Annotated in this window: 18 protein-coding genes; 4 read left to right on the forward strand and 14 right to left on the reverse strand. The window is 64.5% G+C overall.

The window, feature by feature from the left end; all coding sequences use genetic code 11:
* Window positions 1-45 precede the first annotated feature (45 nt).
* Window positions 46-1,575, forward strand: a complete 1,530-nt coding sequence (locus K3551_RS11910; protein ID WP_259913425.1) for a trimethylamine methyltransferase family protein — start codon at window positions 46-48, stop codon at window positions 1,573-1,575.
* Between the two features lie 3 nt (window positions 1,576-1,578).
* On the opposite strand, the gene K3551_RS11915 is transcribed toward K3551_RS11910, so the two are convergent.
* Window positions 1,579-1,851 (reverse strand): DUF6477 family protein, encoded by a 273-nt coding sequence (locus tag K3551_RS11915; RefSeq protein ID WP_259913426.1) that lies wholly within the window; start codon window positions 1,849-1,851, stop codon window positions 1,579-1,581.
* A gap of 217 nt (window positions 1,852-2,068) precedes the next feature.
* Between K3551_RS11915 and K3551_RS11920 the strand changes: the two genes are divergently transcribed.
* Window positions 2,069-3,178 (forward strand): DUF6456 domain-containing protein, encoded by a 1,110-nt coding sequence (locus tag K3551_RS11920; protein WP_259913427.1) that lies wholly within the window; start codon window positions 2,069-2,071, stop codon window positions 3,176-3,178.
* Here K3551_RS11920 and K3551_RS11925 read toward each other — a convergent pair.
* The 3 genes from K3551_RS11925 to gltX all read right to left on the reverse strand — a co-directional run bounded on the left by K3551_RS11925 (window position 3,175) and on the right by gltX (window position 8,927).
* Window positions 3,175-5,805 (reverse strand): peroxidase family protein, encoded by a 2,631-nt coding sequence (locus K3551_RS11925; protein WP_259913428.1) that lies wholly within the window; start codon window positions 5,803-5,805, stop codon window positions 3,175-3,177. The genes K3551_RS11920 and K3551_RS11925 overlap by 4 nt on opposite strands.
* Window positions 5,806-6,134: 329 nt before the next feature.
* Window positions 6,135-7,430: a citrate synthase gene (gene gltA / locus K3551_RS11930; RefSeq protein WP_259913430.1), complete on the reverse strand. Its 1,296-nt coding sequence runs from the start codon at window positions 7,428-7,430 to the stop codon at window positions 6,135-6,137.
* 84 nt (window positions 7,431-7,514) lie between these two features.
* The gene (gene gltX / locus K3551_RS11935; protein ID WP_259913431.1) at window positions 7,515-8,927 is read right to left on the reverse strand and encodes a glutamate--tRNA ligase; all 1,413 of its coding nucleotides are present in this window, start codon (window positions 8,925-8,927) and stop codon (window positions 7,515-7,517) included.
* A gap of 114 nt (window positions 8,928-9,041) precedes the next feature.
* Between gltX and K3551_RS11940 the strand changes: the two genes are divergently transcribed.
* Window positions 9,042-11,135 (forward strand): ComEC/Rec2 family competence protein, encoded by a 2,094-nt coding sequence (locus K3551_RS11940; protein WP_259913433.1) that lies wholly within the window; start codon window positions 9,042-9,044, stop codon window positions 11,133-11,135.
* Here the strand turns inward: K3551_RS11940 and lexA are convergent.
* The 6 genes from lexA to K3551_RS11970 all read right to left on the reverse strand — a co-directional run bounded on the left by lexA (window position 11,129) and on the right by K3551_RS11970 (window position 16,007).
* Complete coding sequence (gene lexA / locus K3551_RS11945; RefSeq protein ID WP_259913434.1) at window positions 11,129-11,824, reverse strand: transcriptional repressor LexA; 696 nt, start codon at window positions 11,822-11,824, stop codon at window positions 11,129-11,131. The genes K3551_RS11940 and lexA overlap by 7 nt on opposite strands.
* Before the next feature lie 128 nt (window positions 11,825-11,952).
* Window positions 11,953-13,128, reverse strand: coding sequence for a molybdopterin molybdotransferase MoeA (locus K3551_RS11950; RefSeq protein WP_259913435.1), 1,176 nt, complete (start codon window positions 13,126-13,128; stop codon window positions 11,953-11,955).
* Window positions 13,125-13,604: a cyclic pyranopterin monophosphate synthase MoaC gene (gene moaC, locus K3551_RS11955; RefSeq protein WP_259913436.1), complete on the reverse strand. Its 480-nt coding sequence runs from the start codon at window positions 13,602-13,604 to the stop codon at window positions 13,125-13,127. The genes K3551_RS11950 and moaC overlap by 4 nt, the downstream gene beginning before the upstream one ends.
* Window positions 13,601-14,413, reverse strand: coding sequence for an indole-3-glycerol phosphate synthase TrpC (gene trpC / locus K3551_RS11960; protein WP_259913437.1), 813 nt, complete (start codon window positions 14,411-14,413; stop codon window positions 13,601-13,603). The genes moaC and trpC overlap by 4 nt, the downstream gene beginning before the upstream one ends.
* The gene (trpD, locus tag K3551_RS11965) at window positions 14,410-15,429 is read right to left on the reverse strand and encodes an anthranilate phosphoribosyltransferase (RefSeq protein WP_259913438.1); all 1,020 of its coding nucleotides are present in this window, start codon (window positions 15,427-15,429) and stop codon (window positions 14,410-14,412) included. The genes trpC and trpD overlap by 4 nt, the downstream gene beginning before the upstream one ends.
* Window positions 15,426-16,007, reverse strand: a complete 582-nt coding sequence (locus K3551_RS11970) for an aminodeoxychorismate/anthranilate synthase component II (protein WP_259913440.1) — start codon at window positions 16,005-16,007, stop codon at window positions 15,426-15,428. The genes trpD and K3551_RS11970 overlap by 4 nt, the downstream gene beginning before the upstream one ends.
* Before the next feature lie 141 nt (window positions 16,008-16,148).
* Here K3551_RS11970 and K3551_RS11975 point away from each other — a divergent pair, with 141 nt between their 5' ends.
* Window positions 16,149-17,681, forward strand: coding sequence for a divergent polysaccharide deacetylase family protein (locus tag K3551_RS11975; RefSeq protein ID WP_259913441.1), 1,533 nt, complete (start codon window positions 16,149-16,151; stop codon window positions 17,679-17,681).
* Window positions 17,682-17,771: 90 nt separating this feature from the next.
* Here the strand turns inward: K3551_RS11975 and K3551_RS11980 are convergent, their stop codons facing one another.
* The 4 genes from K3551_RS11980 to K3551_RS11995 all read right to left on the reverse strand — a co-directional run bounded on the left by K3551_RS11980 (window position 17,772) and on the right by K3551_RS11995 (window position 20,444).
* Window positions 17,772-18,602, reverse strand: a complete 831-nt coding sequence (locus K3551_RS11980; RefSeq protein WP_259913443.1) for an arginyltransferase — start codon at window positions 18,600-18,602, stop codon at window positions 17,772-17,774.
* A 179-nt stretch (window positions 18,603-18,781) separates the two neighbouring features.
* Entirely contained in the window at window positions 18,782-19,231 is a 450-nt protein-coding gene (locus tag K3551_RS11985) for an RDD family protein (protein ID WP_259913445.1), read from the reverse strand.
* Window positions 19,232-19,330: 99 nt separating this feature from the next.
* Complete coding sequence (locus tag K3551_RS11990; RefSeq protein WP_259913448.1) at window positions 19,331-19,762, reverse strand: DUF2852 domain-containing protein; 432 nt, start codon at window positions 19,760-19,762, stop codon at window positions 19,331-19,333.
* Window positions 19,763-20,003: 241 nt separating this feature from the next.
* Window positions 20,004-20,444 (reverse strand): hypothetical protein, encoded by a 441-nt coding sequence (locus tag K3551_RS11995; protein ID WP_259913450.1) that lies wholly within the window; start codon window positions 20,442-20,444, stop codon window positions 20,004-20,006.
* Window positions 20,445-20,485 lie beyond the last annotated feature (41 nt).

A 20,485-nucleotide genomic window follows, 5' to 3' on the forward strand; every position in this document is an offset into this window, starting at 1 on the left:
CGCAGCCGCGCTATACTTGGGGCCAGACAGACAGGGGATAGGGCCATGGCGGAAACGGCACGCAGAAAACGCGGCGGCGGCGGGGCGGCGCGCCGCGCAGAGCGGACATCGACCAAGGTCGAAACCGCGGGCACCATCCTGCGCAACATCCCGAACTTCGAGATCCTCAACGAAGAAGCGCTCGAAATCATCGAGAGCAACGCGGAAACCGTTCTGGCTGAAATTGGCGTGGCCTTCGTCGAGAACCCCAAGGCGCTGAACCTCTGGCGCGAAGCAGGGGCAGAGATCGACGGCGAAACCGTGCGTATCCCGCGCGGTCTGGCGCGCAAGCTCTGTGCCACGGCCCCGTCGACGTTCACCCAGATCGCCCGCAACCCGGATCGCGCGGTCGAAATCGGCGGCAAGAACCTTGTGTTGGCTCCGGTCTATGGCCCGCCTTTCGTGCGGGACGCAGGCGGCCGACGCTATGCCACGATGGCGGATTTCGAGACCTTCGTGAAGCTGGGGCAGATGTCCCCCTGGTTGCACCATTCCGGCGGCACCGTCTGCGAGCCGACGGATATCCCGGTGAACAAGCGGCACCTCGACATGCTGATGGCGCATATGACGTTGTCGGACAAACCGTTCATGGGCTCGGTCACGGAACCCAGCCGCGCCCGCGATTCGATCGAGATGTGCGATATCCTGTTCGGCGGGCTGCAGGATCGCACCGCGATGGTGTCGCTGATCAACATCAACTCTCCGCTGACGTTCGATTCGATCATGATGGGCGCGTTGGAGGAATATGCCGCCGCAAACCAGGCCTGCATCATATCCCCGTTCATCGTGGGGGGCGCCATGGCACCGGTATCGGTCGCGGGCACCTTGACGCAGGTCCTGGCCGAAGTGATGGCGGGCGTAGCCTACAGCCAATTGATCCGGCCCGGTGCGCCGGTGATTTTCGGGGCCTTTGTGACCTCTATCGACATGAACTCCGGCGCGCCCACCTTCGGCACGCCAGAGGCCGCGCAGATCACCTACGGTGCCGGACAGTTGGCGCGGCGCATGGGGCTGCCCTACCGGTCTGCCGGGTCGTTCTGCGGGTCGAAGTTGCCGGACGCCCAGGCCGCCTATGAGACGGCGAATTCGTTGAACGTGGGGTTGCTGGCGGGTGTGAATTTCATGCTGCACGCCTGTGGCTGGCTCGAAGGCGGGCTGGTCGCCGACTTCGAGAAATTCGTGATGGACGCCGATCAGCTGGGCGCGCTGCACAAGCTGGCGCAGGGCGTCGCCTATGACGAAAACGCGCAAGCAATGGACGCCATCCGAGAGGTCGGGCCCGGCGGCCACTACCTGGGCTGTGCCCATACTCAGGCCAATTTCAAGACCGCGTTCTGGCGGTCCAACCTTTTGGACTACAAGCCATTCGAGACCTGGTCCGAAGAAGGGGCCCGCGACACGCGCGCCCTGGCGCGGGTCAAGATGGATGCGATGTTGGCGGCCTACGAAGAACCGCCGATGGACCCCGCCGTGCGCGAGGCCCTCAAGGACTATGTGGATCGGCGCAAGTCAGAGATGCCCGACGCCAACATCTAGGGGTCAGGCCCCGCGAAAGCTGCGCGCTTCGGCCAGCAGTGCGGCCAGAATGTCCACGTGCCGCGCAAAGCTGTAGGTCGTGGCCCGTTCGCGGCGCCGCTTTTCAAGCTCGGCCTCGATTGGCAGCAGCTTTTCAAGCGCCGCGCGGGCCGTTCCGGGAATCGCCACCCGCAGCATGCGCCGCAGGTCACGGCGGCGCTCGTATTGGCCTGTGCCATGGGCTGCCGCCTGAACCAGCAGGCCAGGACGGTTCAGATCATTCAGGGTCTTGGTCATTTCGCACATCAGCGTCGCCTTTCTGGAAACCGTTCGTCACGGGCTTTGATCATGGCGGATGAACCGGGGGCGTTGCGTGAAAGCAGGATGCAGAGAACGGGCGTGTCGCAGTGTTTACGGTTTGGAAACATTTGTGTCGGTTGTGGATAAGATTAACCTCTTGGTAACCAATCAGGGGTGATCTGACGGTGTTTTCCACAGCTCGTCGGAGCCTCTGATGACATCGCCTACCGCCTCGGACCCACCGGTCGCCATGTTCCCCGATTGGGTGCCGGAAGCCGCGCGCACCTATCTGGAACATGCCTGCGGCGGTCGCCCATTGCGGCAGGTGGCGTTGGACCGGGGCTGCGCGGCGTCGACCGTCCTGCGTCAGGTGCGGCGGGTCGAGCAAAGCCGTGACGATCCGCTGGTAGACGATGTCCTGGACCGGCTCGCAGAGGCCGCAGGACTGGGCCAGACTCAAATACACGCGAAGGGACCCCCCGCAATGTCAGCCATGCCTCAGAGCGCCGCCCTCATCGACGATGATACCCTCAATCGCGAAGCGCGCCGCGTGCTGCGCCGCCTTTGCGAGGCCGACAGCTTTCTGGCTGTCGGTCCGGGAATGCCGCAGGCCGTTGTTCTGCGCGACGCGGGCGACACGCCCACGCGCACCGCCACGCTGCCGCGCAATGTCGCGCAGGCCATGGTCCTGAAGGATTGGGTCAGCTGCTACAAGGCGGGCCGCGTCACCCGATACCGGATCACCGACGCCGGGCGCGCCGCGCTGAAGCGGCTGCTGGGAGAGACGCTGCAAAAAAGGGTAGAGGCGCGCGGCATGGCCGAATCGCCCAGCCCCTTCCTGACCCAGCACATGGAGATGGGCGAAAGGGTCATCCCTGGCGATCGGGGGGCCGAGACGCTGCGCGTCAACCTGTCGGAATCGCCATTGGGCATGCTGGCCCGCAAAAAGGACCGGGGCGGCAAACCCTTTCTGTCGATGGAGCTGGTCGTGGCCGGCGAACGACTGCGCGAGGACTTCGAAAAGGCCCAGATGGGGCCGCGCGTGGGCCAGAACTGGGATCGGTTCCTGACGGCGGGGGACCGGGGTCAGATGGGGGCGAGCGATCCGGTCGGCGGCCCGGATGCGGCGCGCAAGCGGGTGTCGGACGCGCTGCGCGCGCTTGGCCCTGGCCTGGGGGATGTCGTTTTGCGCGTCTGCTGCTTCCTCGAAGGGCTGGAGGCCGCGGAAAAGCGCATGGGCTGGTCGGCACGGTCCGGCAAGATCGTCCTGCGCATCGCCTTGCAACGCCTGCAGGCTTACTACGACGGCTTGAACGGCCGCTAGGTCATCAATCGCGCAAGCAGCCGCGCTTCGCGTCCGCGAAGGGCAGGGCGCGCGTCCGGGCCATAGCCTTGGGCGTGCAGCTCCGGGAAGAGGGTCAGGACCTCTGAGCGCGATTCTGCGGCGATTGCCGACATCGCCTGGGGGCCGGGGTGAAAGCTTTCTGACGGGATGCCGCCTGCCAGCACGATCTGGTGGGTATCGAACAGGATGTGGATGTAATCCACGGCGCCGCCTTCGACCTGGGCGATGCCGTCGCGACCCGTCAGCGCGATCGCCGGCACCAGAACATCGGCATCCCCGAACATCACCTCGGCCAAGGCGGATGTCAGGACGATCCGATGCTGGGGCGACACGATCAGGGGCGCGCGGTTGTCCAACGCGCCCGCCTCGATCCTAACCGGCGCAAACCGCCCACGCGCGGGCACCGTCGTGCGGCCGATCCATCGGATCGGTTGCAGGCCGTGGTCCACCGTCAGAACGCGGGCACCGGGGCGCAGCGTCTCGATTGGTCGTTTGCCCAGCGCGGTCACGACCAAGGTACCGGGCGTAAAGCAGGGTGCGACCTCGAAGCATTCGAATCGCGTAACCTGACCGTCGGCCCAGGTGATCACGCCGTCGGTGTCGGATCCGTCGTCAAAGGCGACCTTGGCCCCCTTGCCAAGGGTCAGCCGGTCCAGCCCATTTCCGCCATCCACGCGCAACACACCGCCGCCGTCCAGATGCAAGGCGTCGTCGCTGTTGCCCAGCTCGATCAAGTCGACCTGCGCATCCGGCCCGACCCAGACGATGTCATCCTCGTTGCCGGTCCGCACCGCACCGACCCGTGCCTGACCAGACAGGGTGACCCGGTCGTCGCCGTTGCCGGTGGTCACCGACCCGGCTTCGGCGCGGTCGGTCAGGGTGACACAGTCGTCGTCGCCCCCGGCGTCGAGATCTGCGACCTGCGCGGTTCCGCCAAGGGTCAGATCGTCATCCCCCGCGCCGCCCATCACCATGCCCGACGCACTGCCGGACGTCATGGAAAAGCTGTCGTCGCCGCTGCCCAGATCGACCATGCCGTCGACGTGGCTGCCGCCGATGACCGTGACGTCGTCGTCACCGTGGCCGGCCACGACATCGCCCCGAACATCCTTCGCGGTCAGGTCGAGCGTGTCGTTGCTGTCGGTGCCCTTGATCCCCAGAACCTCGGTCAGGGTGCGGGTTTCCATCAGAAAGGGATCGTCCTGAATGTGGTCCACCATGGAGTTGCGCAGGATCACGTCCTTCATCCCCGAGGCGCGGACCTCGGCCAGGATCGCATCCCCCAGGTCCTCGTTCAGCGTGCCAAAGGTTTCGTCGCCCTGGGCCGTCCGCGTGAATTGGTCAGAGATGATATGCGTGAAAAGCGGCCCCATCATCGTGGCCGCGACCTTGTCCTCGGCCAGGCCACCCACCCACAGATCGACCTGAAAGACGTCGTCATAGACGGCCGCCAGTTCGGCCTGCAGGGCGCTGTCGTTGGTGACGATCGAGAAATCTTGTGGGTCCAGGGTCGCCGGATCGATATCGCCCAACAGCTGCGCGCGGACCGAGACGTAGCTGTCCATTCCGTGGTCCGCACCCCGCATCAGGTTCAACGCCGGAAGAGAGAAACCTGAAACACCGTCAGGGGTTTGCAGGAAGAAGTTCAAGTCGTCTACGACCTTGGTGTCCAGCTCCTCCGCGGCCTGCCCGGCCATGCCGCGCAGATAGGCATCAATGCCCTGCTCGCGGACGAGTTCGGGGTTGAAGAACGCCTCCATCAGGGCCTGATGCCCGCCCTCGGCCTCGCTGCCGTCGTCGTTTACGCGGTCCAACCGAGAGGCGACAATCGTATGACCGAACCGGAACGCGGCGGTCGAGAACTCCAACGCGACCTGACCATCGACGTCGGGGTCGTGGGCCGTGTCCTCGGGCACGGCATTGCCGATCAGGAGGGGCAGCCATTCGCCGTAAGTGATTGCCTGCAGCTCATATTCCACGATCTCGCGGGCCCCTTCGAACAGCTGCTCGTCGTCCCAATCGGGGTGCTCCTCGGCCAGGCGATCGGCCCAGTAATTGTGTTCGCGTGCGAACAAAGTATGCAGCGAAAGAAGGTTTGGGTTCTCGTTCGCACGCACGTCGCCGGCCAGATAGACGGCTTCCTCGCCCTCCATCTCGCCGGCCATGATCATCTGTGGGTTGGTCTGCGGCAGCAGGCCATAAGGCGAGGTCGCATCTTGCGACATGTCCAGGCGCCCCCCCTCGAAGGCGCGCACATCGTCCGTCCGGCCCGTGTTGGATCCGTAGATCATCGAACCGTCGATCTGCCAGGTAATCGCGTTGCCATAGGCGCGCGGTTCATCGTCCCCGGTGCCCTCCATCACGGCAGAGCGGCCCACACCATGGGCAAAGGCGGGGTTGTCCATGACCTCTTGGTCACCTTCGGGTGTGAGGCTCAGATCATGGTCGAGAAACTGGCCCCAAGTGGTGAACAGCGCGCTGACCCCGGACTCCGCCGGGTCGGAGGCGTCCTGATCGAACAGCCGGGACGCAACCTCCATCGGGTCGGCCCCTTGGTAGAGCGCGCCCAAAGCGTCGTCGTACCGCGCCTCGGTCAGGCGGGGCATTTCCTCCAACTTGGCCAAAAACGGGCAACGCCCCCCCCCGGAGGCCACCCCATCTGATGCAGACATCGCAGGCACTCTTTCACCGACACGCCCCCACGCGCAGGGACATCCTATCACATTACGAAAAAGTTAAGGAGAGGTGGCCCGGCGACAGTCTGTTTCCAGTCGCGGCAGAACGTCCGGCCCAGGCCGGTCTTTGGCACGCGCACCGCGTAAATCAGCCATCAATCGGTCACTGCAGTGCCCCGAAGGGAAACCGCCGCACGATACCTGTAACTAAAAAGACCCGGCCAGATGGCCGGGTCTTTGCAATTCATCGCGGTCGCGGATCAGCGGCTTTCGACGTCGACATAGTCGCGCTGCGTCGGCCCGGTATAAAGCTGACGCGGGCGACCGATCTTGAGCGCCGGATCGGACAGCTGTTCCTTCCACTGCGAAATCCAGCCCACGGTCCGCGACAGGGCGAAGATCGGGGTGAACATCGACGTCGGGAAACCCATCGCCTCCAGAATGATGCCAGAGTAGAAATCGACGTTCGGGAACAGCTTCTTGTCGGCGAAATACGGATCGGCAAGCGCCTGCTTTTCCAGCTCTTTCGCAACCTGAAGCGTCGGGTTGTTCTCAACGCCCAGCAGTTCCAGAACTTCGTCTGCGGACTGTTTCATCACGGTCGCACGCGGGTCGAAGTTCTTATAGACCCGGTGCCCGAAGCCCATCAGGCGGAACGGATCGTTCTTGTCCTTGGCGCGGGCGATGTATTCCGGGATGCGATCGACGGTCCCGATTTCCTGCAGCATCTCCAGGCAGGCCTGGTTTGCCCCCCCGTGAGCGGGCCCCCAGAGGCAGGCGATGCCAGCGGCGATACAGGCAAACGGGTTCGCCCCCGAGGACGAGGCCAGACGCACGGTCGAGGTCGAGGCGTTCTGCTCGTGATCGGCGTGCAGGGTAAAGATACGGTCCATGGCACGGGCCAGGATCGGATCGACGTGGTATTCCTGCGCAGGGACAGAAAAGCACATGTTCAGGAAGTTGGACGCGTAATCCAGGTCGTTCTTGGGATAAACGAACGGCTGTCCGACCGAATACTTGTAGGCCATAGCGGCAATCGTCGGCATCTTGGCAATCAGCCGGATGGAGGCGACTTCGCGCTGCCACGGGTCGTTGATATCCGTGGAGTCGTGGTAGAAGGCAGACATCGCCCCGACAACACCGACCATCGTGGCCATCGGGTGCGCATCCCGCCGGAACCCACGGAAGAAGTTATGCATCTGCTCGTGGATCATCGTGTGATTGGTCACACGGCTTTCGAAATCCTCCAGCTCGGCAGCCGACGGCAGATCCCCGTAGAGCAGCAGATAGCAGACCTCCAGATAGTGGGACTTTTCGGCCAGCTGGCCGATCGGATAGCCGCGGTGCAGCAAGACACCCTCGGCGCCGTCGATATAGGTGATCGCTGACTCGCAGGCAGCCGTCGAGGTGAAGCCGGGGTCGTATGTGAACACGCCAGCCTGACCATAAAGCTTACCGATATCGACGACGTCGGGCCCCACGGTCGGCGAATGGATCGGCATGTCGTAGCTTTGTCCGGCGATGTTCAGGGTCGCTGTCTTATCGGTGTCGGCCATGGTCGTCCTTTCGTCGGGTGGCGGCAGGGGAATACCCCGCAGCCCTTTGATATCCTGCGCGTTCTTGCTGCTGTCTTTTTGGATCTAGCTGTCCTGCGCCTCGGGTTCGGTGGCCGCATCTTGGACACGGGCCAGGGTCTCTGCCTGTCCGAGGACGAGCATCATATCGAAAACGCTGGGGGTTGCCGTGCGGCCCGCCAAGGCCGCGCGAAGCGGTGCGGCCAGCTTGCCCAGACCAAGGCCCTTTGCCTCGGCCATGGCACCGACGATGCCCTCCAACGTGTCTCGCGACCAGCTAGCAGTTTGCAGGTGCGGCGTCAATTCTTTCAGTATACCACGGGATACAGTGTCCAGCGCCTTGGCTGCCTTTTCATCCGGTACGATCGGGCGATCAGCCAGCGCAAAACCCGCACGATCAAGCAGTTGCGGCAGGGTTTTGGAGGCCTCCTTGACCAGGGGAACGGCGGCGGCAAGTCGCACCGCATCGGGGGCCGGACGGTCATCGCGCTGCGCAAAGTCCAAGGCGGCGGCGGTCACATCGGCATCCGGCATGGCGCTCAGGTGCTGACCGGAGAGGTTCTCCAACTTCTTGAGGTCCAGGCGGGCAGGGGCCTTGCCGATCCCGTCCAGGTCGAACCATTCCCGCGCCTGCGCATCGTCAAAGAACTCATCGTCCCCATGGCTCCAGCCCAGGCGCGTCAGATAGTTGCGCAGCGCTTCGGCCGGGTAACCCATGCCGGCGTATTCCTCGACGCCCAGTGCGCCATGTCTTTTCGACAACTTTTTGCCGTCCGACCCATGAATCAGGGGGATATGCGCCCAGACCGGTTCGTCCCAACCCATCGCGGCATAGATCTGCGCCTGACGTGCCGCGTTGTTCAGGTGATCGTCGCCGCGGATCACGTGGGTCACGCCCATATCGTGATCATCCACCACGACGGCCAACATATAGGTCGGCGTCCCGTCCGAGCGCAGCAGAACCATGTCGTCCAGCTGGTCGTTGCGGACCGTGACATCGCCCTGAACCCGGTCTCGCACCACCGTCTGGCCGTCGCGCGGCGCCTTCAGCCGGACCACGAAGGGGGCATCGGGGTGGTCGGTTTCAGGCACGTCGCGCCAGGGGCTGAGAAACAGTGTCGAGCGGCCCTCGGCCCGCGCCGCTTCGCGGAAGGCCTCGATCTCTTCCTGAGAGGAGAAACACTTGTAGGCGTGCCCCTTGGCCAGCATCTGATGCGCGACCTCGGCGTGGCGCGGTGCATTCTCGGCCTGGCTGACGGCATCGCCGTCCCAATCCAGCCCCAACCAGGTCAGACCTTCGAAAATGGCCTGCGTTGCCGCTTCGGTCGATCGCGCCCGGTCCGTGTCCTCGATCCGAAGCAGGAATTTCCCGCCCCGACCCCGTGCATAAAGCCAATTGAACAGCGCGGTGCGCGCGCCCCCGATGTGCAGATAGCCGGTGGGCGAAGGGGCGAAACGAGTGACGACAGGGGCGTTCATGCGGGTCTCCGAAGGGATGGGCAGGGTTTGGCAGCACTTGGTTAACCATTTGTAAACCACACGTCGGCCAAGCTTCGGGGCGTTCTATTGGGCAGGAGGTCGAAGAACAAGGTGATGGACCCACCCGTCGCGTCTCCGACGTCGTGGTCGCGCCTGCGCGGGGCCATCGTGCTGGCCTGTCACGGTCTGCGCGGGCGCAGGCTGCTTTGGGGGGCGACCTGTTTCGGCACGGGCGTTGGTGGGTATTTCGCCTTGCCCGTGGAACCAAGCGCACCGCAGATCGGCGCGGTCGGGGTTTGCGTGGTCTTGCTGGTCCTGCTCGGATGGTGGCTCCGGCAGGGGGTGGGCCTCCTTGCCCTGTTTGCCGCCGCGCTGATGGCGGGGCTGTTGGTTGCCGCGCTGCGAACGCAGGTCGTGGCGGGGCCGGTTCTCGAATTCCGATACTATGGCGCGGTCGAGGGGCGGGTGGTTAAACTTGACCGTTCTGCATCTGGCGCGCCGCGCATCACCCTGGATCAGGTTCGCCTGGATGGCTTTGCCCCTGACCGCACCCCGCGACGGGTTCGCCTTTCAATGCACGGCCCGGGTCCGGTCGCGCCAAAACCGGGCGCACGCATGATGACGACCGCGCATCTGTCAGGTCCAAACGGACCGGCAGAACCGGGGGGCTTCGATTTTCAGCGCCACGCCTGGTTCCAGAAACTGGGGGCCATCGGATACAGCCGCCTGCCGTTGTTGCAATCGGGTCCGGCTGACGGCGGTTTGGCTCTGATCATAGACCGCATGCGCGCAGGCATCGGCGCCGGTCTGCGCGAAAGCCTGCCCGGCCAGCGCGGAGAGATCGCAGCCGCCATCACGACAGGCGACCGATCCGGCCTGTCGGCCGAAGTGGTAGAGGCCCTTCGCGTGTCGAATCTGGCGCACTTGCTGGCGATTTCCGGGCTGCATATGGGGCTGTTGGTCGGCTTCGTCTTTTGGGCCACGCGCGGCGGACTGGCGCTTTGGCCCGCCGTTGCCCTGCGTCACCCGACACGGGCCTGGGCGGCGGCGGTGGCCTTGCCCTTTGCGCTGTTCTACCTGTTCCTGTCGGGCGGCAGCGTCGCGACGCAGCGCGCCTTTGTGATGGCTGTGGTCATGCTGGGCGCGATCCTGTTGGGGCGCAAGGCACTGTCGCTCCGCTCCGTCGCCATCGCGGCGTTGATCGTGCTGCTTTGGCGCCCCGAAAGCATCACGGGCCCCGGATTTCAGATGTCATTCGCCGCAACCGGGGCTCTGGTGATTGCCTTCCGCGCGCTGACCCGCCTGCGTCAGAACGATGCCTGGGCCCCGTGGTTCAAGGGATGGCGCGGGGCGATCCTGTCGTTGCTGGTGTCGTCTATCGTGGCGGGCGCGGCGACGGCGCCTTTTGCGGCGTTGCATTTCAATCGGGTGGGACAGTTGGGTGTTCTGGCGAACCTCCTGGCGGTGCCAGCGATGGGCACTCTTGTCATGCCGCTCCTGTTGATCGGACTGATACTTTGGCCCTTGGGCTTGGAAGCGGGACCGTTTTGGTTGGCCGGTCAGGGCATCGCCTGGATCGTCTGGGTGGCAGAATGGATCGCAAGTTTGCCGGGGGCGGTCAGCCATGTTCCCGCGCCACAGGTTGTGGTCTTGCCGCTGCTTGGGCTTTCGATGGCTCTGTTCGGGGCGGCCCGGACCGTTGGGCGGGGGATTGGCCTTGCGCTGTTCGGGCTGGCGCTCGGCCTGTGGGCAACCTCGCCCAGACCCGCGCTGCTTATCTCTTCGGACGGACGGCTCGTCGGGACCATGACCCTGCAGGGCCGTCACCTCAGCCGCGACACCGGCGCGGGTTTCGTTGCCTCTGTCTGGCTCGAGAACGATGGAGATGGGGAGACCCAGGCAGAGGCCGCCACGCGCGCGCCACCCCTGAAAGGCTTGCCCGACATCTGGGCGCTCCGCGGGAAAACAGGTCTCCAGACGGCCTTGGAGGAATGCGCGGAACGCGGCGGCTGGTTGGTCACACCCGTACGCGTCGACGCTGCCGTGCCGGGGTGCCGCATCTTCGAAGAACGCACCCTGCGGAATACAGGAGCCATCGCGCTATACGGGTCAGAAAACGACGGGTATGCCCCGCCGTGGCGTATGGTTACCGCGCGCGAGACCCAAGGGCGACGCCCCTGGGTCCCAGGCCAACCGTCACCTCAATAGCTGCGGATCAACCCGACGAGCCGTCCCTGCACGCGGACCCGGTCTTCGGGGAGCATGCGGGTTTCGTAGGCCGGATTGGCCGCCTCCAGCGCAATCATCCCCTTGGATCTGCGGAAGCGTTTCAACGTGGCCTCGTTGTCATCTACCAGAGCCACGACAATATCGCCGCTGTCCGCCGTATCCTGTTCGCGGATCACGACCACATCGCCGTCATTGATCCCGGCATCGATCATCGAATCGCCCCGGACCTCCAACGCGTAATGGTCACCGCCCCGATCAAGCATCTGGCCGGGAACCGCCACATGGCTGGCCACTTCGCTAATCGCCTCGATCGGAACACCTGCGGCGATCCGGCCCATGACAGCCAGCTCGACCGCGTCGATCTTGACTGCGCGCGCGCCTCCCGGCGCTTTCGGCGTGTCGTCCCGCGACCCGTCCACGACACGCGGCACAAAGCTGGCCCCCTGCATCATGTCCTCTGGCAAGCGGGTAATTTCGATCGCGCGGGCCCGATGGGCCAGCCGTCGAATAAATCCTCGTTCCTCAAGTGCGGTGATCAGGCGGTGGATTCCGGATTTGGACCGCAGGTCCAGCGCATCCTTCATCTCGTCAAAACTCGGCGGCACCCCATCGCGCTGCACGCGCTTGTGGATAAAGGCCAATAGGTCGCGTTGCTTGCGCGTCAGCATGTCCAGGGTCCCCGTGCTCTCGCTAATCTGTTTTTGTTCTAGTTAGGTTCCGGTTTTGTGTCAACAAATGTCACCCGCAAGACCAGAATGCGATCAAATGCTTGCCAGAGGGTTAACGCAGTGCCGGACTAGTCGAGATCAATGGTTTCGACTGGCGCGCCAGCCTCTTTCGGACCGTCATGCGCCGGGCGGATCACCAGCACGTCGCTTTCTGCCAGAACCGTCAGCAGGCTGCTGTCCTGGCGGTCGGACACGTGAACTGCGCCGGTCTCGGTCCGTCGCGCACGCATGTAGTGTTGCCGTGGGCCGTTGGGCCCGATCGGTGCGGCAAGCGGCCTTTGGTGGCGAGGGGGCTGCGTGGGCAGACCTTGCATTGCGGCGATCATCGGCAAGATGAAGACTGTCCCGCAAACCATTGCTGACACGGGATTACCAGGCAGCCCAATGACCGCCATTGTCCCCCGTCGTCCGGCCATGAGAGGCTTTCCCGGACGCATGGCGATCCGGTGAAACGCCATGTCTACCCCCCATTCGCGTAGCGCCGGCGCGACCAGATCGTGATCTCCGACCGAAGCACCGCCAATGGTCACCAGCAAATCCACCTTGGCGACCAGGTCGAGCGTTGCGGCAAGGCTGTCCGCCGTATCGCGTGCGATCGGCAGCAGGCGCACCTGGGCCCCCGCGCGTTCCAGCATTGCAGCCAAGCCGTACCCGTTTGATGCGACGATCTGACCGGGTGCCAAGGACGCTCCGGGCAGGCGCAATTCGTCCCCCGTCATGACAATCGCGACGGTTGGTTTGCGACGGACAGGCACCCGGTCGACGCCCATGGCCGCCAGAAGGGCGATTTGCCGCGCCGATGCCATACCCAGCGGCACCGGCGTATCCCCGATACGAAAATCGCCCCCGGCGGGGCGGATGTTGCGACCGGTGCCGACAGTGGGCAGAACAGAGATTGTATCGCCGTCGCGGTCGCAATCTTCCTGGATCAGAACATGTGTCGCGCCGTTCGGGATGGCCGCACCGGTGAAAATCCGCACCGCCTCACCCGGCTTGACTGGTCGCGCGATGGGACGACCGGCCGCAGCCTCGCCTATGACGACAAAACTGTCTCCGGGCTCCGGCCCGTGCGAGGTGACGGCATAGCCATCCATGGCAGAGGCGGCAAAGGGCGGTTGATCGTGGCGGGCGGGCACAATGTCGGCCAGGACTCGCCCGGCGGCATGCCGCAGGGGGACAGTTTCGGTCGGAAGAAGGGGCGCAAGTTCAAGGAGATGAGCCTGCGCCTCTGCGACGGAGATCATGAGGGGGCATGCCAATCGCCCGACTTGCCACCCGTCTTTTTTAACAGACGGATCGGGCCGATGACCATGTCCTTTTGCGCCGCTTTCAGCATGTCATAGACGGTCAGACAGGCCACGGACACAGCGGTCAGGGCCTCCATCTCCACGCCGGTTTGACCGCTGGTGCCGACCGTCGCCGTCAGGCGCAATCCGGGTAGATCTGGGTCAGGCGTGACCTCGATCGAGACCTTCGACAGGGGCAACGGATGGCACAACGGGATCAGGTCGGATGTGCGTTTGGCGGCCATGATGCCGGCCAGCCGCGCGACGCCAGCGACGTCTCCCTTTTTTGCTGTCCCACCCGTGACAAGCGCCAAGGTCTGAGCGGTCATCGTGACGGAGCCCTCGGCCACGGCCTGACGGTCCGTATGTGCCTTGGCGGAAACATCGACCATATGCGCCGCGCCTGTGGCGTCGAAGTGGGTCAGGTCGGTCATCTGGTCGGCACCAGAGGATTGGCGAGCAGGGCCCGCGTCGCGGTAGCGACGTCATCCTGCCGCATCAGGCTTTCGCCGATCAGGAAGCAGCGTGCGCCGTGCCGGGCCATATCCGACAGATCGTCGGGGGCGAACAGCCCGCTTTCAGAGATCAGCAGCCGGTCTTCGGGGGCGCGGCGTGACAGGTCGCGCGTAACCTGAAGATCGGTGACGAAGGTATTGAGATCACGGTTGTTTATTCCCAATAGTGGGGACTTCAACCTGGCCGCGCGTTCCAACTCGTCCTGGTTGTGGACCTCGATCAGGGCATCCATTCCCCAATCGAAGGCTGCGGCCTCCAACTCGGCCGCCTGTTCGTCCGACACGCTGGCCATGATGATCAGGATACAGTCCGCCCCGAGGCTGCGGCTTTCGGCCACCTGCCACGGATCATACAGGAAATCCTTGCGCAGAACCGGCAGATCCACAGCGGCGCGGGCCGCGATCAGAAAAGCATCGTCGCCTTGAAAAGAGGGGCCATCGGTCAAGACAGACAGGCAGGTCGCGCCACCGTCCTGATAGGCGGTTGCAATGGCAGGCGGGTCAAAGTCTGCGCGGATCAAACCCTTGGATGGGCTGGCTTTCTTTACCTCAGCAATCAGACCGTAACCGGTCGCCGTTGCGCCGCGCAGGGCGTCGGCAAAGGGCCGCACGGGGTCGGCGGCGCGCGCGGCTGCTTCGATTGCGTCCTGCCCACGCTCCGCCTTGCGCACGGCGACGTCCTCCAACTTGTAGGACTTGATCTTCTCCAGGATGGTGGGCGCGTTCATTCCGCTGCCTCCGAGGTGAGTTGCGCGAGGGCCGTCACTTTGCCAAGCGCGGCCCCGGTGTCGATGGAAATAGCCGCTTTTTCAACGCCTTCCGGCAGTGTCTTCACATGCCCCGCAACCACAAGTGCTGCGGCCGAATTCAACAGGACCGCGTCACGGTAGGCCCCGGTCTTGCCATCCAGCAACGCCCGGAAGGCGCGGCCGTTTTCCTCCGGCTCGCCGCCCAGAATCGCCTCGAACGGGTGCGTGGGCAAGCCCGCGTCGTCCGGCGTGATTTTACGCTCGCTCACGTGGCCATCTTCCAAAACGGCCACGGCGGTCGGTCCGGCGATCGAGATCTCGTCGGTACCATCGCTGCCATGAACCAGCCAGGCGGTCTCTGACCCCAAACGTCCCAGCACCTCGGCCATTGGCCGGATCAGGGCGGGCGAAAAAGCCCCGGTCAGCTGACGCTTGACACCTGCAGGGTTGGTAAGGGGGCCCAGAATGTTGAACACCGTCCGCGTGCCCAGTTCCGAGCGCACGGGCATCACATGGCGAGTGGCAGGGTGGTGCATCGGGGCCATCATGAAACAGATGCCAACCTCTTTCAGAGCCTTTTCAGCAACATCCGCACCGACGTTCACGTTGATACCCATCTGGGTCAACACATCAGCAGCCCCAGATAGGGACGACAGGTTCCTGTTGCCGTGCTTGGCCACCGGTACGCCCGCGCCTGCGACCACAAAGGCCGTCGCGGTTGAAATGTTGAGCGTGCCCTTGCCGTCGCCGCCCGTGCCGACGATGTCCATCGCCCCCTCTGGTGCCGTCACGGCGTTGCAGCGTGCGCGCATGGCGGCGGCGGCGGCGGCGATTTCCTCGGTCGTCTCGCCGCGCGTGCGCAGTGCCATCAGCAGGCCCGCGATCTGCACCGGCGTGGCGGCCCCGTCGAAGAAAGCGGCAAAGGCCGCTTCGGCCTCCTGCGGGGTCAAGGGGCGGTCGGGGGCGGCGTTCAGCAGCGCCTTGAGATCGGTCATGCGGCCACCGGCATCAGGTCGAGGAAATTCTTCAACAGCGCATGCCCGTGTTCTGACGCGATGCTTTCGGGGTGGAATTGAACCCCATGAATGGGCAGCTCCTTGTGACGCAGGCCCATGATGGTGCCATCCTCCAGTTCCGCGTTGACGGCCAGGGTGTCCGGCAGGCTTTCCCGTTCCACGATCAGTGAATGATAGCGCGTGGCGTTGAATGCCTCTGGCAGGCCCGAAAAGACCCCGGTGCCGTCGTTAAGCATCCGGCCCATCTTGCCGTGCACGATTTCACCGGCGCGCACGACCTTGCCGCCCAATGCCTGACCAATCGACTGATGCCCCAGGCAAACGCCCAGCAGCGGCGTCCCCGTTTCCAGGCAGGCATGGACCAAAGGCAGGCAGATGCCCGCCTGATCGGGGTCGCAGGGGCCGGGCGACAGCAGGATGCCGTCGGGCCGCAACCCCATCGCGTCCTGCGTGGTCAGCGCGTCGTTTCGCACCACCTTCACCTCGGCACCCAATTCGGCGACGTAGTGAACGAGATTCCAGGTGAAACTGTCGTAATTGTCTATCAGCAGAAGCAAGCCGGTCCCTCCTTGGGGCGCGCCATCGGGGGTGCCAAGCCGGGCACGTCGGGGCTATACATGCCCAAGGGCCGGGGGCAGGGTCAAGATACGGAAGTGCGCATGTTTTCAACATGCGGAGGCGCGGGGGCGTAAGCGGCGATGAACGGACTGGTCAGAGGGCTCTTGTTGGGGGGCGGCAGCGCGCTGGCGTTGTCGGCGGTTCTGCTGGGCACCGTGTCCTTGCTGACGCCATCGCCCGACGTCGGCGGGGGCGTGGCACCTCCGCCCAGCGCTCCGCCTGCACAACCTGTGATAGAGGGGGCCGAGGACAGCGTGCCTCAGCGTCCCGACCCCTTGCCGGACCGGGTTTCCGCGCCCGAAACGGCAGCGGTCGCGCCCACGCCCGAACCTGATGCGCCCGCAGGCAAGGCCGTCGATGCGACCGCCCCGACCGCGGGTGTGCCATTGCCCGCAGGTAGCCAGTTCAATCGCCCGCGCGAAGATCTTGACCCGATCGTACCCGGCACCGACGCGGACATCGCGGTCGTTCAGTCGGGCGTCGTGCCGCCGGGCACCGACGCGCCAGCCACCGCGCCCACGCCCGATACCGCGACCGCAGGCTTGCCGCAGGCCAGCCAGGCAATCGCTAGCGTCGTCGCACCCGAAGCTGGCGAAGCCCCGCTGCGCCCGTCCGAAGTCATCGAATCAGCGCCGCAGACATTCCGCGAGATCGTCCTGACGGACGAGGCACCGGACAACCCGAACGCGCCTGATCCCGTCACCGAAGCCATTCCCGCCCAGACCGAAGAGCCCCCGGAGCCGATTGTCGAGCCCGCCGCGCCGGATGTCACGCTGGTGAAAGACCCCTTGGAGGTCGACCGCGAGGAAGAGGCCCCGGAGGAGCAGGTCGCCCCCACCTTGCCGCGCCGCATCATTCTCGACAGCGCGCGGGAGGTGGACGCCGAAAGCGTGGATGCATCCGCGCCAGAAGAGGCAGCGACACCCACCGACACGCGCGCTCTGCTCGCCCATGCCGCGCCTTTCGAAAACCCGGAGGGCCTGCCGCTGTTCTCGATCATCCTGATCGACGACCCCGACGGCACCATGCCACGCGAGACGCTGCTTGGATTTGATTTCCCCGTCACTTTTGCCGTCGACCCGTCGACCCCCGGCGCCAATGAGGCGGCGGCAACCTACCGCGCGGCAGGCTACGAGGTGCTGATGCTGGCCGATGCGCTGGCGCTGCGCGGGGGCGCGCAGGACGTGGAGATCGCGCTGGCGGGGGCCCAGGCCGAAGTGCCCGAGGCAGTCGGCGTGCTGGACCGCGCAGGCGGCGGCTTTGCGTCCAACCGCTCTGCCTTGGCGGCTCTGCTGCCGCCCCTGGAAGAAGCGGGCATGGGCTTTGTCGCCTACGGCACCGGCCTCAACACGGCGGTGAACACGGCCCTGCGCGAAGGCGTGCCGGCGCAGGCCGTCTACCGCGTGCTGGACGAGGGAAATGAACGCGCCACGGTGATCACACGCTTTCTGGACCGCGCGACCTTTGAGGCGGCCCAGGACGGCAGCGCCATCGTCGTCGGGCGGTCTCGCCCAGAGACGGTGACGGCCTTGTTTTCCTGGGCGCTTGGCCGCCGGTCGGACAGCGTGGCCGTCGCTCCGATCAGCCACCTTCTGCGTGCCGCGGCGGAGTAGACGGACCCGCGCGCCAAGCCCCGCGCAAACGGTCGCGCCGTTGTCTGGCATCCCGGCCAGGGGGCGGGCCGCAATGTGTCAGGGGATCTTCTAGTCCGCAGCAGACGGCAGGGCGATCTGCGCGACCTGTTCCGCGATCGGTTCGACCGACAGGGGATGGATTTCCGCGATGTGATCTTCGGGCGCGCCAATCGGTTGCCACGTGCGGTGCTTGTAGATTTCCAGCGCCTTGAAATGCGCCTTGTATCCCATCTTTGGAGAGCCGGGGACCCAGTACCCAAGATAGATGAACTGTAGGCCCGCCTCGCGCGCGATCTCGATATGATCGAGAATGATATGGGTGCCCAGGCTGTCCTGCGGCACATCCGGGTCGTAGAAGGAATAGACCATCGACAGCCCGTCATCGAGAACGTCCGTCAGGCAGACGGCGCGCAGCTTGGCCTTGCCCCCCTCGGCCAGGGGACGATCGTCCCAGTATTCGATCACGCGCGTTCGGATCGGGGTTTCCTCGATCATCGCGGCGAATTCGAAGATATCCATATCGGCCATACCGCCATCGGCATGCCGTGTTTCCAGGTAGTGCCGGAACAGATCAAACTGCGCTTCTGTGGCCCAGGGCGATGTCACCTCCCGGCGCAGGTGGGTGTTCCGACGCAGCACCTTGCGCTGCGACCGGTTGGCGGAAAAGTCGTCGACCCTGATCCGCGCCGAAAGGCAGGCGTTGCAGTCGGCACAGCTGGGCCGATAGAGCACGTTCTGCGACCTGCGAAAGCCTTGTTTGGAAAGCTTGTCGTTCAGCTCGGACGCGCCGGATCCCTGCAGTGCGGTGAACAACTTCCGTTCGCGCCTGCCGTCCAGATAGGGGCAGCCCTGCGGGGCGGTCACGTAGAACTGTGGCGTCAGAGGCAGGCTGTGGCGCATCGGGGTCGAGCTTCCGTCTTGGGTACATCCGAAGCCTAGAGGCAGCACACCTCAGGTCAACGGATTTCGGCAACAATGGGCAATGGTCTGGGCGTGCTGGTTCGCACAAACGCATCAATCCGGACCAAAAGGCCCGGATTGTCGTAAATATTTCGTTAAGATGTCCCGGAGGCGGACGCTCAGCCCGGGCGGTTGATCGCCGCCGAGCCCAGCAGAAGGTCCGTCAGGCCCTGGCGTTTGTCGGTCACGAACATCGCCGCGATAGAGGCCAGCGCAGGCAGCACGAAAGACATCGACGCATAGTAGCCGATCACATGCAGCGCGGCGGTAAACCCGTCGAAGCGGTCGCCATGCAGGTCGCGCAACTCGATCCCCATCACGCGCATGCCCAGCGTGGCAGAGCGGTTGGACAGGGTGGTCACACGGTAGAGAAAACCGATCACGAGGAACGTCAGCGGCCAAAGGAACCACGCCGCCGATAGCGTCACGATCCCGGCCAGAAAGGTCAGCACGGTGATCAGGGTGACGTCCATCAACCAGGCAATGCCGCGCTTGGTCAGGACGCCGTCATAAAAGGCAGGGTCGTGGTGCGGGTCGGGCAGGGTGTCGGTGCGGTCCAGGAATGTCATGTCCATCTCTAATGTGCTGCGGCGGTGTGTTGGTCGGTCCCCGACGGAATTGTCGGGGACCGGGGGCCTGGGCCAGGGAGGCAGCCCAGGCGGGGAGGATCAGGCCTCGGTCGAGGCGTTCTGGTCGGCGCCGCGCTTGCTGCGCTCTTCCATGAACTGGTCGAACTCTGCCTTGTCCTTGGCCTCACGCAGACGCTGCAGATAGGTTTCGAAGGCTTCCTGCTCATCCTCCAGGCGGCGCAGCATGTCAGCCTTGTAGCTGTCGAATGCGGCGTTGCCAGAGGTCCGCATCCGGCTCATCGAGCCGCGACGGCGGGTATTGCAGGTCATTGCGTTTGAACGGCCGGAAAACATGCGTTTGCTCCAGATCATGTAGGCGAGAAGGGCGAGACCGATGGGCCAGAAGAAGACGAAGCCCAGGATCATCGCGGCGATCCAGGCACCCTTGCCACGGGCGTCGAGCCAACCTTCGGTACGGGAAAGCCAGTTACCGGAGGTCTCGGGGCCGGCGTAGGCGGGGGACGGTGTCATCTTTGTGGTCTCCTGTCGGTTGATGTGAATGCTTTTCACATGAACAGAGATGGGGATGCTCCGAGAGGGTTCAAGTATTTATGTTAAGATTATTCACATGGACGGAGATCGTCTCTCAAAAATCCTCCTAGCACTTTGATATATCGTCTTTTTTAGGAGGCTTCAAAAGCCATACCCCGCTGATATGACCGCGAAAACCGGCCAGATTCCTGCCGGTTTCCACGTCTGATGCGTCCGCCTGTCAGACCGATATCGCATCTGCTACTGCAACCGGGCGTGCGACGGGCCAGGCGATCAGGGCCAGGAAACCGATGTTCGGCACCACGTTCCAGGGCGCGCCCGCCAGCACCGACCCCAGGCTGTCCAGACAGAACCAGGCCAGAAAGCCTGTCAGCACGATCTTGCGGATCGGTTCCGGCGTTGCGCGCAGGGGCGCGCCCGCCAGTTGCCAGGTCGTCACCCCCCAGCCAAAGGTGATCCCGCCCAGGATTGCCAGAACCAGCCGCCCCTCTGGCGTGGTCAACCCCTCGGCCCCGGCAACGGGTGGCGTCATGAGATCGACGAACCAAAGGCTCGGCATGGCGAGGGTTGGGTTCGTCGCCGCAAGAAAGGTCGTGAGGCCGAACCCCATGATGATGGCTGCCGAGATTTTTAGCCCGCGGGCCATGCGGTCGATTGTCATGTCGTTCTCCTAACCTGTGATGCCCGTACCTGGCCGTCTAC

The organism is Jannaschia sp. M317, from assembly GCF_025141175.1.
Classification (GTDB): Bacteria; Pseudomonadota; Alphaproteobacteria; order Rhodobacterales; family Rhodobacteraceae; genus Jannaschia.

Coding starts and splice junctions, on each gene's coding strand:
- K3551_RS11910 (WP_259913425.1), top strand. CDS start 46: ATGGCGGAAACGGCACGCAGAAAACGCGGCGGCGGCGGGGCGGCGCGC.
- K3551_RS11915 (WP_259913426.1), bottom strand. CDS start 1,851: ATGACCAAGACCCTGAATGATCTGAACCGTCCTGGCCTGCTGGTTCAG.
- K3551_RS11920 (WP_259913427.1), top strand. CDS start 2,069: ATGACATCGCCTACCGCCTCGGACCCACCGGTCGCCATGTTCCCCGAT.
- K3551_RS11925 (WP_259913428.1), bottom strand. CDS start 5,805: ATGCCCCGCCTGACCGAGGCGCGGTACGACGACGCTTTGGGCGCGCTC.
- gltA (WP_259913430.1), bottom strand. CDS start 7,430: ATGGCCGACACCGATAAGACAGCGACCCTGAACATCGCCGGACAAAGC.
- gltX (WP_259913431.1), bottom strand. CDS start 8,927: ATGAACGCCCCTGTCGTCACTCGTTTCGCCCCTTCGCCCACCGGCTAT.
- K3551_RS11940 (WP_259913433.1), top strand. CDS start 9,042: ATGGACCCACCCGTCGCGTCTCCGACGTCGTGGTCGCGCCTGCGCGGG.
- lexA (WP_259913434.1), bottom strand. CDS start 11,824: ATGCTGACGCGCAAGCAACGCGACCTATTGGCCTTTATCCACAAGCGC.
- K3551_RS11950 (WP_259913435.1), bottom strand. CDS start 13,128: ATGATCTCCGTCGCAGAGGCGCAGGCTCATCTCCTTGAACTTGCGCCC.
- moaC (WP_259913436.1), bottom strand. CDS start 13,604: ATGACCGACCTGACCCACTTCGACGCCACAGGCGCGGCGCATATGGTC.
- trpC (WP_259913437.1), bottom strand. CDS start 14,413: ATGAACGCGCCCACCATCCTGGAGAAGATCAAGTCCTACAAGTTGGAG.
- trpD (WP_259913438.1), bottom strand. CDS start 15,429: ATGACCGATCTCAAGGCGCTGCTGAACGCCGCCCCCGACCGCCCCTTG.
- K3551_RS11975 (WP_259913441.1), top strand. CDS start 16,149: ATGAACGGACTGGTCAGAGGGCTCTTGTTGGGGGGCGGCAGCGCGCTG.
- K3551_RS11980 (WP_259913443.1), bottom strand. CDS start 18,602: ATGCGCCACAGCCTGCCTCTGACGCCACAGTTCTACGTGACCGCCCCG.
- K3551_RS11985 (WP_259913445.1), bottom strand. CDS start 19,231: ATGACATTCCTGGACCGCACCGACACCCTGCCCGACCCGCACCACGAC.
- K3551_RS11990 (WP_259913448.1), bottom strand. CDS start 19,762: ATGACACCGTCCCCCGCCTACGCCGGCCCCGAGACCTCCGGTAACTGG.
- K3551_RS11995 (WP_259913450.1), bottom strand. CDS start 20,444: ATGACAATCGACCGCATGGCCCGCGGGCTAAAAATCTCGGCAGCCATC.